The organism is Marinobacter gudaonensis (genome assembly GCF_900115175.1).
GTDB lineage: Bacteria > Pseudomonadota > Gammaproteobacteria > Pseudomonadales > Oleiphilaceae > Marinobacter > Marinobacter gudaonensis.
Genome location: NZ_FOYV01000001.1, coordinates 2,746,982 through 2,761,076, shown reverse-complemented (window position 1 = coordinate 2,761,076; position 14,095 = coordinate 2,746,982). Strand labels below are relative to the sequence as shown.

Below are 14,095 nucleotides of genomic sequence, written 5' to 3'. Positions count from 1 at the left end.
ATTCCGGGCTGGTCAGCCCAGTAGGCTGCGCGCCCGGGCAACGGCAGCCCTCACCTGTTCCGGTGCCGTGCCGCCAAGGTGGTTCCGGGCCTGGACCGACCCTTCAAGGGTCAGCACATCGAAGACGTCTTCGCCGATATGATCGGAGAACTGCTGCAGCTCTTCCAGGGTCATGTCGGACAGATCCCGGCCCTCGGCCACGCCGAACGCTACGGACTTGCCAACAATTTCGTGGGCATCCCGGAACGGCACGCCTTTCTTGACCAGGTAATCCGCCAGGTCGGTGGCGGTGGAGAAGCCCCTCTTCGCGGCCACCCGCATGTTGTCAGCCTTGGAACGGATGGCCGGGATCATGTCGGCGTAGGCCTTGAGGCAGCCCTTGACGGTATCCACAGTATCGAACAGCGGTTCCTTGTCTTCCTGGTTGTCCTTGTTATAAGCCAGCGGCTGGCTCTTCATCAGGGTCAGCAGGCTGATCAGGTGACCGTTCACGCGGCCGGTCTTGCCGCGCACCAGCTCCGGCACGTCCGGGTTCTTTTTCTGGGGCATGATCGACGAGCCGGTGCAGAAGCGGTCCGGCAGATCGATGAAATCAAACTGGGCGGAAGTCCAGAGCACCAGCTCCTCACTGAACCGGGAGAGGTGTGTCATCAGCAGCGCGGCAAAGCTGCAGAATTCGATGGCGAAGTCCCGATCACTGACCGAATCCAGGCTGTTTTCGGTCGGCCGATCAAAACCCAGCAGTTTCGCGGTCATTTCGCGATCGATCGGATAGGTGGTGCCGGCCAGGGCAGCGGCGCCCAGGGGCATCACATTGACCCGCTTGCGGCAGTCCTGCAGGCGCTCGGCGTCGCGCACCAGCATTTCGTACCAGGCCAGCAGGTGGTGCCCGAAGGTCACCGGCTGGGCGGTCTGAAGGTGGGTAAAACCGGGCATGATGGTGTCCGCTTCGCGCTCGGCCAGATCCAGCAGACCGGCCTTGAGACGGCGGAGCTCCTCGGCAATCACGTCGATCTCGTCGCGCAGGTACAGGCGGATGTCGGTGGCCACCTGGTCGTTGCGGCTGCGGCCGGTGTGCAGCTTCTTGCCGGTGATGCCGATACGGTCCGTGAGGCGCGCCTCGATGTTCATGTGCACGTCTTCCAGGCTCACCGACCACTGGAAGTTACCTGACTCGATGTCCGCCTTGACGCCCTTCAGGCCCTCAATAATCTGGTCCCGCTCCCCGTTGGTGAGTACCCCGACCTCGGCCAGCATGGTGGCGTGGGCGATGGATCCGGTGATGTCGTGGTGGTACAGACGCTGATCAAAACCGACCGATGCGGTAAATTTCTCAACAAACGCATCGGTGGGCTCGCTGAAGCGTCCGCCCCAGGGTTTTTCAGAGCTTGTGGTCTGGTCAGACTTTTTCTGATCCGTCATGGTCTATCTTTCCTGCTGACAGCCCGGCATCATCTGGCGGGAACTGGGTACATTGAACGTGGCGGGAGTATACCATTCTGACCCCGGTTAAGGAGACATCCCGTAACAGGGACAACAGCGTGACCACGAACGACTTCTTCGTACCGGATCTGTGCCGGGTGCGGGCCGTCTTCCTGTTGCTGGTCACCAGCGAACTGCTGGTGCTGGTGCTGTCGATCGTGCAGGCCGAGCGCGGCTGGATCGACTGGAACTACTTCGGGCTACTGTCCCTGTTCGTGCAATGGACCACGCTGACCAGCGCCGCGCTGATCTGCCTGCTCCGGGCACGCCTGGCGCGTATGCGGGTGTCCTGGGCCACCTTTACCATCGTGGCGATCGTGCTGCTGGATGTGCTGGCCTTCAGCCTGTTTGCCGACAGCGTGCTGCATCCGGTGGGCGGTGTGGCCGCCTGGCAGGGTGTGGCCAAGAAACTCCTGCTGGCGCTGCTGATCGTGCTGATGGTGTTGCGTTACTTCTACCTGCAGCACCAGTGGCAACAACAGCGTGAGGCCGAGATGCAGGCCAACCTGGCCGCCCTCCAGGCCCGGATACAGCCGCACTTCCTGTTCAACAGCATGAACACCATCGCCAGCCTGATCGCCGTCAACCCGGAACGGGCGGAAGACGCCGTTCTGGACCTCTCGGAACTGTTCCGCGCCAGCCTCCAAAGCGTTGATCAACTGATCCCCCTGTCACGGGAGCTGGAACTTTGCCATCGTTACCTGGACATCGAAAGCCTGCGACTGGGTGACCGGCTCCGGCTGGAATGGCAGATCGAAGCTGGCCTGGAGCAGCAGGCCATTCCGCCCCTGACCCTGCAGCCGCTGGTGGAAAACGCCATCTACCATGGCATCCAGCCGCGGCCGGAAGGCGGTACCGTCCGCATTGAGGTCCAGAGCAAGGGCAAGTTTATCTACCTTCTGGTACAGAACCCCAAGCCGGACCACGGCTACCGACAGCACCAGGGCAACCGAATGGCTCTGACCAACATTCAGGCCCGTCTCCAGGCCCTGTTCGGTGAACCCGCGGTGCTGAAACACAGCCACCATGACGGCATTTACACCGTTACCCTGCGGCTGCCGCGCCAGAAGGTCAGCGCACCGCCGCCAGCAAGGGCGGACTGGCGCACCCAGCGCAGCACCGATACAACGAAGAGCGAGCCCTGCGATGACTGAGACCCGCAGCGTCCTGATCGCCGATGACGAACCCCTCGCCCGGGAGCGGATCCGCCGGCTGGTGGACGCCATCCCCGGGTACCGTGTGTGCGGCGAGGCCGTCGATGGCGATAGCACCCTCCGGCAGGTCGCCGAGCTGGAGCCCGACATCCTGTTGCTGGACATCCGCATGCCCGGCATGGACGGCATGGAAGCGGCCAGCCGTCTGAGCCAACTGCCCAACCCCCCGGCCCTGATCTTCTGCACCGCCTACGACCATTACGCCATCCAGGCGTTCGATGTGCAGGCCATCGCCTACCTGCTGAAGCCGGTTCGCCGGGAGGCCCTGGCCGACGCCCTGGCACGGGCCGGCAGGGTCAACCGGGTCCAGTTGCAGATGCTGAATGGCCAGTCGGGCCACCAGGTGGAGCAACTGGCCGTGCGAACCCATCGTGGCACTGTTCTGATCGACCTGTCGGAAATTCTCTACTGCGAGGCCGACCAGAAGTACGTCACCATCCACCACACCCGTGGCGACACTGTGTGTGATTACACGCTGAAGGAACTGGAAAACAGTTACCCCGAATTCCTGCTGCGGACCCACAGGCACACCCTGGTGGGCGTGCGCTTTATCGAGGGACTGCGACGGACGCCAGACGGCCACAACCTGATCCACCTCAAGGAAAACCGGGGCGAACTGCCGGTCAGCCGCAGGCACGCCAGCAGCGTGCGCCAGTGGCTTCAGGAACACCAGCCCGGCTGATTCCATGGAGTGGGCCGGTTAGCCGCCGGGCATGGCTTCACCACGGGACATTTGGACCGCCACAAGGTAACCTTGGCGGACATTTTCCGAACCGACTGTGAGTGTGATGTCCAAACGTACCCTACGCATTGCAACCCGCAGCAGCGCGCTGGCGCTGTGGCAGGCGGAGTTCATCAAGGCAGAACTGGAAAGACTGCACGACAACGTCAGCGTGGAGCTGGTCAAGATCAAGACCCAGGGCGACAAGATCCTGGACGTTCCCCTGGCCAAGATCGGCGGCAAGGGCCTGTTCGTGAAAGAGCTGGAAGAAGCCATGCTCGATGGTCGGGCCGACCTGGCGGTGCACTCGATGAAGGATGTGCCCATGGAGTTTCCGGAGGGGCTCGGCCTGGTCGCCATCTGCGAGCGCGAGGATCCCACCGACGCGTTTGTCAGCAACCGGTTCGATAACGTCGATGCCCTGCCCGAGGGTGCCGTGGTTGGCACCGCCAGCCTGCGCCGGGAGGCACAGCTACGGGCCTATCGACCAGACCTTCAGATTCGCGTGCTGCGTGGCAACGTCAATACCCGCCTCGCCAAGCTGGACGCCGGCGAATACGACGCCATCGTACTGGCCAGTTCGGGCCTGAAACGCCTGGGCTTTCACGACCGCATCCGCTACTGCCTGCCGGATACCGTATCTCTACCGGCCGTGGGCCAGGGCGCCCTGGGCATTGAATGCCGGGTGAGCGACCACGAGCTGCTGGCCATGCTCGAGCCGTTGAACCACAAGGACACCTCCGATCGGGTCAGGGCTGAACGGGCCCTGAACCGGCGACTGGAAGGCGGCTGCCAGGTGCCCATTGCCGCCTATGCCTTGCTTGAGGATAACGACACAATCTGGCTGCGGGGGCTGGTCGGGGCCGTGGACGGAAGCCAGATTTTCCGGGTTGAAGGCCGCGCACCGCGAGCCGAGGGCGAGCGCCTGGGCCGGGAGCTGGCAGAGGACCTGCTGGCACTGGGCGCCGACAGGGTGCTGGCAGAAATCTATGGCCACACGCCCACCTGAGCCGGACCTGAGCGGCCGGCGAATCCTGGTTTGCCGGCCCGAACCGGAGGCGTCACGTCTGGCGCGCCGGTTCCGCAATGTCGGCGCCGAGGTTCGGGTACTGCCGATGATCGACCGGCAGCCGCTGCCGGAAACACCCGAGCGCCGCACTCTCATCCTGAGTCTTGATGAGTTCTCCCACGTCATCGCCGTCAGCCCGTATGCCGCTCGCCTGTTGCTGGACGCCATCGACACCTGGTGGCCCCAGATTCCCGTTGGCATCCGCTGGTACGGTGTGGGTGCAGGAACCGCCGCGGTGCTTGCCGAGCACGGCCTGAGCCCGCGCCGGCCTCTCAAAGGCTGGACCAGCGAGGCCCTGCTTGCCCTGCCCTCCCTGAACCACCTGGAAGGCGAAAAGGTCCTGCTGGCCCGGGGCGACACCGGCCGCGAACTGATCCGCGAGACACTGGAGGCGCGAGGCGCCCGGGTGACCGCGCTTCCGCTGTATCGACGCCTGCCGGCGGGGCACTCGCCCGAGCTTCTGCGCGCAACCCTGAACGACTTTGCCCCGGAGGCCATCGTCGCCCTGTCGGGCGAAACCTTGAACAATCTCATCGCACTGTGTGCGAATTACGGCCATAATCTATACGATAGGTTATTGATTGTTCCCGCAGATCGGGTCGCCGAACAGGCTCGCACGGCGGGATTCGAAAATCCGTGTATACCAGGAAGCCTTGCCGATAACGACATCGTGGCCACAGTTGCAGCGCAACTTGCCGGCCGGGACGGTGGCTCCGGAAAAGCCAAGTAAGGACGCCCGTGACAGAGACAACGAATCAACTGCCCGTACCCGTTTCCAAGGAAACGCCGGCCCGTCAGAAACTCTGGCCCCTATGGCTGGTCGCCCTACTCTCCCTGATCATCGCTGTCGCCCTGGCATTGTGGAGCTGGCAGCAGTGGAACAATCACCAGGCGGTGATGCAGACGCTGCAGGACCTGCGGCAGGACACGGCCCAGCTGGAGGATCTGTACGGTGATCGTGGCAGCCAGCAGAACCAGCGCCTGCAGGCGCTGGAAGAGAAGCTGGCCAGCCAGCGCGAACTGATTGCTACCCAGCAGCGCCAGATCGATCACAACGCCCGCGAACTGCTGGAGGCCGGTAACCGCACCCGCACCGACTGGCTGCTGGCCGAGGCCGAGTATTTGCTGCGCATTGCCAACCAGCGCCTGATGATCGAAAAGGATATCCGCGGCGCGCTGTCGGCCCTGCAAGCTGCCGACGAGGTACTGGCAGAGTCTGACGATATCGGTGTGTACCCGGTACGTCAGCAGCTGGCAAAGGAAATTCTTGCGCTCAAGGGTATTGCCGGTGTTGACCGGACCGGCCTGTACCTGCAATTGGAAGCCGCTATCGACAGCATTCACCAACTGACTGACCAGGCCCTGATCAGTGAGAACGCCCCAGGGTTCATGGCCGGCGACCAGAGCAGTGACGCCGGCAACACCGGTGCCGGTAACGCACTGACCGAAGCCTGGAGCGAGGTAAAATCCACGCTCAAGCAGGTGGTGGTGGTCCGCAGGCTGGATGAGAAGGTCAAGCCACTGCTGTCGCCCGACCAGAGCGCCTACGCCCGCCTCAACCTCCAACTGATGCTGGAGGAAGCCGAACTGGCGGTACTTCGCGGCAACCAGGCGCTTTATGAACGGGCTCTGGCGAAGGCACGCTCGGCGATCGACGAATGGTACGATGTCAGTCATCCGCGGGTATCGGCACTCTCCGACTCCCTGGCCGAACTGGCTGCCAAGAACGTCGACCCGGAGCTGCCGGACATCAGCCAGTCCCTGGACTTGCTCAAGGAACGACTGGCCGGACGCCTGAATGCCACGTCCGATGGCAGCACCAGCAACGCCAGTGGCCAGGGGGGCGATGAGTCATGATCCGCCTTCTGCTGATCGTCCTGCTGGCACTGCTGATCGGCACCGGCCTCTCGCTCGGTCTGCAGTACGATCTTGGCTACATCCGCATCAGCCTGGGCCACTACCTCATCGAAACCAATTTCTGGATCGGCCTGGGACTGCTGATCGCCCTGGTGGTGCTGTCCGTTCTACTGATCAACCTGATTCGACGGCTAAGGGCCAGCACCGGGCTGGTGGCGGGCTGGATCGCCCGGAGCAATGAACGCCGGGCGCGCCGCCGCACCACCCAGGGCCTGCTGGCGCTGGCCGAGGGCAACTGGCCACGGGCACGAAAGCTGCTGACATCCTCCGCGAGTCACGCCGATACGCCGCTGATCAATTACCTGGCCGCCGCCCAGGCGGCGTTCGAGTCCGGCGATCACGACGCGGTGGATGAGTTGCTGCGCAAGGCATTCGACAGCACACCCGGCTCCGATCTTGCCGTGGGTATCACCCAGGCCCAGCTTCAGTTGGCCGGCAACCGCCTGGAACAGGCCCTGGCCACGCTGGTTCGCCTGCGCAAACAGTCCCCCCATCACCCGTTCGTGCTGAAGCTGCTGAAAAACACCTATCTGCGCCTTGAGGACTGGCGGGAACTGTCGAAGCTGCTGCCGGAACTGCGCAAGCGCAACGTCCTGCCGGAAGCCGAACTGAACACTCTGGAGCGGCAGGTGTGGCACAACCTGCTGGAGTGGGCCGCCGAAGATTGCCGGCGCAGACAGCAGCAGGATCCCGACGCCTCCCTGGAGCCCCTGACCCGCCTGTGGGACGAGCTCCCGGGTTTCCTGCGCCGTGACGAATACACCATCCGGGATTACGCTCGCCTGCTGGCCAGCCTGGGGGATGAAGTGCAAACCGAAACCCTGCTGCGCAAAGTGCTGCGTAATCACTGGAGCGACGAGCTGATCAACCTCTACGGACGGGTCCAGGGCCAGAAGCCTGATGAACAGCTGCTGCTGGCCGAGCAGTGGCTGAAGGACCGTCCCAACAATCCGGAACTGTTGCTGGCGCTTGGCCGCCTGAGCCTGCGTAATGAGCTCTGGGGCAAGGCGAAGGAATACTTCGAAACCAGCCTCCGGCTGAAGCGCAGCCGGGAGGCATTGGCCGAGCTGAGTCGGCTGAACGCCCACATGGGCGAAGAGGAAACCAGCATCAAGCTGATGATGCAGGGCCTTGCCAGGGACAATGGCCTGCCCGAACTGCCGATGCCCCGGGCCTGATCCCCGGGGCGTTTAGCCCGGGCCGGACTCAGACCCGGGGCGCGTATTCCAGAACGTCCGAGAAGAAGGCCTGCTCGGGCAGGCCGGCCTCCACCAGCGCATCCAGCAGGGTGTAGACCATGGTGGGGGAACCGCTGGCGTGCACCTCAACGTTGTTCCAGTCCATTCCTGAGGCCAGTACGGCACGCACCAGCTGGTCGTGGTGTCCGCCCCAGTCGTTGTCCTCGTCGTCGCCTACCACCGGCAGGAAGCTGAATGGAGGCCACTCGTCCTGCCACTGCTGGGCCAGCGCGCGCAGATACATGTCCTCATGCCGGCGCACACCCCAGTAAAGCTTGACCGGCTGGTTGAACGAGGTCTCCCGCAGGTAGTCCACCAGACTCTTCATCTGGGCAAAGCCCGTCCCCGCGGCCACCAACAGCAGGGGCTTGGCCGGCACCGACGCCAGACAGGCCTTGCCGTGGGGCAGCTCCACCGTCACTTCGCCACCGGAGGTGAGGGCATCGATGACTTTCTGGGCCGAGATCCACTCCGGCGTGGCCTGAATGTGCAGTTCAATGTTCTGGGCCGACGGGCTGCTGGCGATGGAAAAATAGCAGGGGTCAGCATCCGGCAGGTTCACTGAGAGGTACTGCCCGGCATGAAACGACAACTCCCGGCGTCGCGGAAGCTGCAGCTCAACCCGATAAACATCGTGACTGATGGACCGTACATCCACCACCTTTGCCTGATACTTGCCAGGCTTGTTGTTTCCAGCTGCCATAACGGCGGATATCTCCAGTTCCAGATCCGTGAGCGCGACGGTTCGGCACATCATCAAACGCTCACCAATCGCAAGGGTCTTTTGGTTTCGGGTATTGTGCGCCCGGCCGGCCAGCAGGCGGGCCTCACAAATTTCACACACCCCGTTTCGACAGGCCGCAGGCACCTTGATGCCGGCCCTGGCGGCGGCGCTGAGCAGATCAATCTCTGCATCGGCCGTAAAGCACAGCCCTGATGGCAGGAGACGGACGCGCCGGCTTGTTCTGGTCATATCACTCGGGGCGGCGAGGCGGAGTTTCAATACCCAGCGAATCCCAGAGGCTGTCCACCCGCTGTTTGACCTCCTCGGTCATGGTAATCGGCTCGCCCCATTCCCGGCTGGTCTCCCCCGGCCATTTGTTGGTGGCGTCCATACCCATCTTGGAGCCAAGGCCGGACACCGGCGAGGCAAAATCCAGGTAATCGATGGGCGTATTCTCCACCATCGTGGTGTCGCGCACCGGGTCCATGCGGGTGGTGATCGCCCAGATCACGTCTTCCCAGTTGCGGGCATTCACGTCGTCATCGGTAACAATCACGAACTTGGTGTACATGAACTGCCGCAGGAAAGACCATACCCCCATCATCACCCGCTTGGCATGGCCCGGGTACTGTTTCTTCATGGTCACCACTGCAAGGCGATAGGAACAGCCTTCCGGCGGCAGGTAGAAGTCGACAATTTCCGGGAACTGCTTCTGCAGGATGGGAATGAACACCTCGTTCAGGGCCACCCCGAGAATCGCCGGCTCATCGGGTGGTCGACCTGTGTAGGTGCTGTGGTAAATGGGGTCCTTGCGGTGGGTAATCCGCTCCACGGTAAACACCGGGAAATGATCCACCTCGTTGTAATAACCGGTGTGATCCCCAAAGGGCCCCTCGGGCGCGACGTCGTCCGGGTAGATAAAGCCCTCCAGGACAATCTCGGCGCTGGCCGGCACCTGCAGATCACTGAGGCCACACTGCACCAGCTCGGTACGGCCACCCCGCAGCAAACCGGCGAACGCATACTCCGACAGGGTGTCCGGTACCGGTGTCACCGCCCCCAGGATCGTAGCCGGATCGGCCCCCAGGGCCACCGCCACCGGGTACGGCTTGCCGGGATTGGCCTTCTGGAATTCCTGGAAATCCAGCGCCCCACCCCGGTGACTGAGCCAGCGCATGATCAGGCGATTGCGCCCGATTACCTGTTGCCGGTAGATGCCCAGGTTCTGACGCTCCTTGTTCGGCCCCCGGGTAATCACCAGCGGCCAGGTCACCAATGGCCCGGCATCCCCCGGCCAGCAGTGCTGGACGGGAATCTGGTACAGATCTACCTGGTCTTTTTCGATCACCACGTCCTGGCAGGGCGCGGAACGCAGTACCTTCGGGCTCATGCGCATCACCTGCCGGAACAGAGGCAGCTTCTCGATGGCATCGCGGAACCCCTTGGGCGGATCCGGCTCCTTCAGAAAGGCCAGCAACTTGCCAATGTCCCGCAGCGCCGTGACATTCTCCTGCCCCATGCCCAGCGCCACTCGCTTGGGCGTACCAAACAGGTTGGCCAACACCGGCATGTCGTAGCCCTTGGGATTCTCAAACAACAACGCGGGGCCGCCTGCGCGCAGGGTGCGGTCGCAGATTTCGGTCATTTCCAGATGGGGGTCGACTTCAACGCGGATGCGTTTGAGCTCACCAAGCTTTTCCAGCTGGTTGATGAAGTCCCGCAGGTCGTTGTATTTCATCGGTTACTCCGTTCAGATATGCCAGTACTACGGAGATCGCTGTTCGCTGGACCGCTTTCAGTCGCTCAGAACAAGGTGCACGCACAGGGTATGAAGGCAGAGCCGGAGGTCGCCTCCCCGGACCGTGCATTGCCAGGGATGGCAATGCCGAGCCCCCGGGGATGGGTTTACGGCGTGTCCGGGGAGGCGACCCCCGGTTCTGCCCACCCCCAAACCCGGAGGCGCTGTTGCTAAAGCAGCATCAACGACGCTTCATCGACTGGAAGAACTCGTCGTTGGTCTTGGTGTCCTTGAGCTTGTCGAGCAGGAACTCCAGCGCCGCGGTGTCGTCTTCCATGGAGTGCAGAAGCTTGCGCAGGATCCAGACGCGCTGGATATCCGCCTCGGACATCAGCAGGTCCTCACGGCGGGTGCCGGAGCTGCGAATGTTGATGGCCGGGTACACCCGCTTTTCCGCAATCTTGCGGTCCAGGTGCACTTCCATGTTACCGGTACCCTTGAACTCCTCGTAAATCACCTCGTCCATCTTAGAGCCAGTGTTCACCAGAGCCGTGGCCAGAATGGTCAGGCTACCGCCCTCTTCCACGTTACGGGCCGCACCGAAGAAGCGCTTGGGCTTTTCCAGGGCGTGGGCATCGACACCGCCAGTGAGCACCTTACCAGAGGACGGTATCACCGTATTGTAGGCCCGGGCCAGACGGGTGATGGAGTCCAGCAGAATGACAACGTCCTTCTTGTGCTCCACCAAGCGCTTGGCCTTCTCGATCACCATTTCCGCCACCTGGACGTGACGGGCCGGCGGCTCGTCGAAGGTGGAGGCGATGACTTCGCCGCGCACCGTGCGCTGCATCTCGGTCACTTCCTCCGGCCGCTCGTCAATCAGCAGCACCATCACATGGCACTCCGGATTGTTGCGGGTGATGGACTGGGCAATGCCCTGCATCAACAACGTTTTACCGGCCTTGGGCGGGGATACGATCAGGCCACGCTGACCCTTGCCGATGGGAGCCACCAGATCCAGCACGCGGGATGAGAGATCCTCGGTGCTGCCGTTACCGGCTTCCAGGGAGAGCCGCTCCTGAGGGAACAGCGGCGTCAGGTTCTCAAAGAGGATCTTGCTTTTCGCATTGTCCGGCTTGTCAAAATTGATTTCATTGACTTTCAGCAGCGCGAAGTAGCGTTCGCCGTCTTTCGGCGGACGGATCTTGCCGGCGACCGTGTCACCGGTACGCAGGTTGAATCGCCGGATCTGGCTGGGCGAAACGTAAATGTCGTCCGGACCGGCCAGGTAGGAGGCATCGGCGGAACGGAGGAAGCCGAAACCATCCTGCAGAATTTCCAGTACGCCGTCACCGTAGATGTCTTCGCCGCTTTTCGCATGCTTCTTCAGAATGGTGAAGATCACATCCTGCTTGCGCGAACGAGCCAGGTTATCGAGGCCCATTTCTTGCGCAATATCGAGCAATTCGGGCACGGATTTCTGCTTGAGTTCAGTAAGATTCATAGTTTGTTGGATTTTCAGGAATGGAAGTAAACGAATATTGGAATGACAGGGGCGCCCCTGAACGAATTGATCAAATAAACGCTGAACTTGATGCTGGCCAGTGGGAGCAACCGGTGAAGATGGAGTCCGGATTTAGGGTACTGGAGCCAGAGAGTGGGAACAACCGTTCGCCGGGCATGACGGATCATCGACCACCTGACTGGCGAATGTCAAGTGCACTGTCCAAATTAACGCCAATTTTGTCCCGACCTGCGCGCGGCGGCCCCGGCCTCCCCCTGATGGGTTACTCCCTTCCATTGAAAGCCCGGGATGGCGATACTGGCGTATAACCGTGTTTCTTACAGACCCTTGTTCTGAACAAACCAGAGTGCCATTCAGGAGTGCCATTCATGAGCAGTGAACCGAGCAACCAGCTGACCCCTCTTAATATTGCCCTGTTGACCGTGTCCGACACCCGTGGCCCGGAGCAGGATACCTCCGGCCAGTTTCTCGAGAACAGCGTGATCGAGGCGGGCCATCGGCTGGTGGCGCGTCGTATCCTGCCAGACGACGTCTACCTGATGCGAGCGCTGATCGCCGGCTGGATTGCGGACCCCGGGGTGCAGGTGGTGGTGATCACCGGCGGTACCGGCCTGATGGAACGGGACAGTACCCCCGAAGCCCTTATGCCCCTGTTTGATAAAGCTGTCGAGGGCTTTGGCGAGGAGTTTCGCCGGCTCTCAGCCCAGGAAATCGGCTCCTCCACGGTCCAGTCCCGGGCATTCGCGGGCATGGCCAATAACACCGTGATTTTCTGCCTGCCCGGCTCTACCGGCGCCTGCCGCACCGGCTGGAACGGCATTCTCAGCAGCCAGCTGGACAGCCGCCACACCCCCTGTAACTTTGCCGGGTTGGTGTTGCGCAAGCCCGACAAGCCGATGCACCGGCTTGACGAGGTTATTGGCCAGCGTGCCGAACGCTGATTCCAGGCAAACAGGACGGAGCGCAGAATTGATGTCGAACCCTCAGTTAGCCTCGCTGGACGACGCTCTCACGCAGATATTGGCGCAGGCCAGGGCACCAACTCGCGTGGAAACGGTTGCCCTCGCCGACACCCTTGGCCGGGTACTGGCCGAAGACCAGACCGTACCGTGCGATGTCCCTCCCTCGGATAACAGCGCAGTCGACGGCTACGCGGTGCGACAGGCAGACGTGCGCGGAGAGCAGCCTATTCCGGTATCGGCCCGGTATCCGGCGGGTGAAGCAACCCGGCCTCTGGCGCCGGGGACCGCTGCCCGCATTTTCACCGGCTCCGAAATCCCCGCCGGAGCCGATTCTGTGGTCATGCAGGAGCGGGTTGAGGTAACAGAGTCGGGAATCGTCGTTCACGCCGAGGTCACTGAAGGCCAGAACATTCGTCGGCGCGGCCAGGACCTTGCCGTTGGCGATCGCGCCCTGGCAGCGGGCACCCGGATCCGGCCCCAGGAAATGGGCCTGCTCGCCTCCATGGGCATTGCCCGGGTTCCGGTGTTCGAGCGCCTGAAGGTTGCCGTGCTGTCCACAGGAGATGAGCTGGTCGATCCCGGCACCGCGCTGGCTCCGGGGCAGATCTACAACAGCAACCGCTACACCCTGATCGGAATGCTGACCCAGGCCGGCTGCCAGGTTGTGCTCACAGAGACACTCCGTGACCAGCGAGAGACCACCCGGGAGACCTTGCTGCGGGCAGCCCGGTCGTCTGATCTGGTCATCACCAGCGGCGGGGTGTCCGTGGGCGAAGAAGATCATGTGAGGGCCGTGCTGGAAGAGTCCGGCACGCTGTCGCTCTGGCGGATGGTGATCAAGCCGGGCAAACCCCTGGCTTTTGGCAGCATTGGCGGCACGCCGGTACTGGGTCTTCCCGGTAATCCCGTTTCCGTGCTGGTCACCTTCCTGATGGTGGGCATGCCCTATATTCGTAAATGCCAGGGCCGACAACAGACCCATCCGGTCGGAGAGCAAGTGGCCGCTGGCTTCTCCGTAGATACACCGTCCTTCCGGCGGGAGTTCGTGAGAGCCAGGAAAGAGGCCGGGGTTGCCGGCTTGTCAGTCGCAGCGTTCGGTAACCAGAGTTCCGGCGTGATGAGTTCGGCCTGCTGGGCAGATGGGCTGGCTGTGGTACCGGAAGACACCACGGTATCGCCGGGTGATCTGTTAACCTATTATTCGTTCTCGGAACTTTTGAACTGACCAGTTAACGAGCTGAGTATGAGTGACAACACAATTCACGTTCGCTTTTTTGCCCGCCTGCGGGAGGAGCTGAACACGGACACCCTGACTGTAGAAGCCGAGCCCGGGCTGACCGCCGGCGACATACTCTCCAGACTGTCTGCCAAAGGCGGCCCCTGGGCTCAGCTGAAGGGCGATCAGCCGGTGATGATTGCGATCAATCAGGCCATGGCGAAGCGGGGTTCCGCGGTCCAGGCCGGCGATGAGCTGGCCTTCTTTCCACCGGTCACCGGAGGTTGAG

The 14,095-nt window shown here is 62.4% G+C and carries 13 protein-coding genes; 9 read left to right on the top strand and 4 right to left on the bottom strand.

The genetic code is table 11. The features are described 5' to 3' along the window. Positions 1–12 precede the first annotated feature (12 nt). A complete protein-coding gene (gene argH / locus BM344_RS12430) occupies positions 13–1,422 on the bottom strand; it encodes an argininosuccinate lyase (RefSeq protein WP_091990315.1) in 1,410 nt (469 codons plus the stop codon). A gap of 119 nt (positions 1,423–1,541) precedes the next feature. Here argH and BM344_RS12425 point away from each other — a divergent pair, with 119 nt between their 5' ends. The 6 genes from BM344_RS12425 to BM344_RS12400 all read left to right on the top strand — a co-directional run bounded on the left by BM344_RS12425 (position 1,542) and on the right by BM344_RS12400 (position 7,581). Continuing rightward, entirely contained in the window at positions 1,542–2,636 is a 1,095-nt protein-coding gene (locus BM344_RS12425) for a sensor histidine kinase (protein WP_091990312.1), read from the top strand. After that, the gene (locus BM344_RS12420) at positions 2,629–3,378 is read left to right on the top strand and encodes a LytR/AlgR family response regulator transcription factor (RefSeq protein WP_091990310.1); all 750 of its coding nucleotides are present in this window, start codon (positions 2,629–2,631) and stop codon (positions 3,376–3,378) included. Before BM344_RS12425 ends, BM344_RS12420 begins: the two co-directional genes overlap by 8 nt. A gap of 106 nt (positions 3,379–3,484) precedes the next feature. Further along, the gene (hemC, locus tag BM344_RS12415; RefSeq protein ID WP_091990307.1) at positions 3,485–4,426 is read left to right on the top strand and encodes a hydroxymethylbilane synthase; all 942 of its coding nucleotides are present in this window, start codon (positions 3,485–3,487) and stop codon (positions 4,424–4,426) included. Next, positions 4,407–5,216 (top strand): uroporphyrinogen-III synthase, encoded by an 810-nt coding sequence (locus BM344_RS12410; protein ID WP_091990305.1) that lies wholly within the window; start codon positions 4,407–4,409, stop codon positions 5,214–5,216. The genes hemC and BM344_RS12410 overlap by 20 nt, the downstream gene beginning before the upstream one ends. Before the next feature lie 8 nt (positions 5,217–5,224). Further along, positions 5,225–6,343: a uroporphyrinogen-III C-methyltransferase gene (locus tag BM344_RS12405; RefSeq protein ID WP_091990302.1), complete on the top strand. Its 1,119-nt coding sequence runs from the start codon at positions 5,225–5,227 to the stop codon at positions 6,341–6,343. Continuing rightward, positions 6,340–7,581 carry a heme biosynthesis HemY N-terminal domain-containing protein gene (locus tag BM344_RS12400; RefSeq protein ID WP_091990300.1) on the top strand — a complete coding sequence of 414 codons (1,242 nt, stop codon included), beginning with the start codon at positions 6,340–6,342 and terminating at the stop codon, positions 7,579–7,581. The genes BM344_RS12405 and BM344_RS12400 overlap by 4 nt, the downstream gene beginning before the upstream one ends. Before the next feature lie 28 nt (positions 7,582–7,609). Here BM344_RS12400 and BM344_RS12395 read toward each other — a convergent pair whose 3' ends face one another. The 3 genes from BM344_RS12395 to rho all read right to left on the bottom strand — a co-directional run bounded on the left by BM344_RS12395 (position 7,610) and on the right by rho (position 11,607). Further along, a complete protein-coding gene (locus tag BM344_RS12395; protein ID WP_091990297.1) occupies positions 7,610–8,614 on the bottom strand; it encodes a 2Fe-2S iron-sulfur cluster-binding protein in 1,005 nt (334 codons plus the stop codon). Position 8,615: 1 nt separating this feature from the next. Next, the gene (gene ubiD / locus BM344_RS12390; RefSeq protein WP_091990293.1) at positions 8,616–10,103 is read right to left on the bottom strand and encodes a 4-hydroxy-3-polyprenylbenzoate decarboxylase; all 1,488 of its coding nucleotides are present in this window, start codon (positions 10,101–10,103) and stop codon (positions 8,616–8,618) included. 241 nt (positions 10,104–10,344) lie between these two features. Next, positions 10,345–11,607 carry a transcription termination factor Rho gene (gene rho / locus BM344_RS12385; protein ID WP_091990291.1) on the bottom strand — a complete coding sequence of 421 codons (1,263 nt, stop codon included), beginning with the start codon at positions 11,605–11,607 and terminating at the stop codon, positions 10,345–10,347. A gap of 389 nt (positions 11,608–11,996) precedes the next feature. On the opposite strand from rho, the gene moaB reads away from it, so the two are divergent. From moaB to moaD, 3 genes are read left to right on the top strand one after another with little or no spacing between them, the layout of a single operon-like run. After that, positions 11,997–12,569 carry a molybdenum cofactor biosynthesis protein B gene (gene moaB / locus BM344_RS12380; protein WP_091990288.1) on the top strand — a complete coding sequence of 191 codons (573 nt, stop codon included), beginning with the start codon at positions 11,997–11,999 and terminating at the stop codon, positions 12,567–12,569. Between the two features lie 31 nt (positions 12,570–12,600). After that, positions 12,601–13,815, top strand: coding sequence for a molybdopterin molybdotransferase MoeA (locus tag BM344_RS12375; RefSeq protein WP_091990285.1), 1,215 nt, complete (start codon positions 12,601–12,603; stop codon positions 13,813–13,815). An 18-nt stretch (positions 13,816–13,833) separates the two neighbouring features. Continuing rightward, on the top strand, positions 13,834–14,094 hold the full coding sequence (gene moaD / locus BM344_RS12370; protein WP_091990282.1) for a molybdopterin converting factor subunit 1: 261 nt from the start codon (positions 13,834–13,836) through the stop codon (positions 14,092–14,094). Position 14,095: the final 1 nt, after the last annotated feature.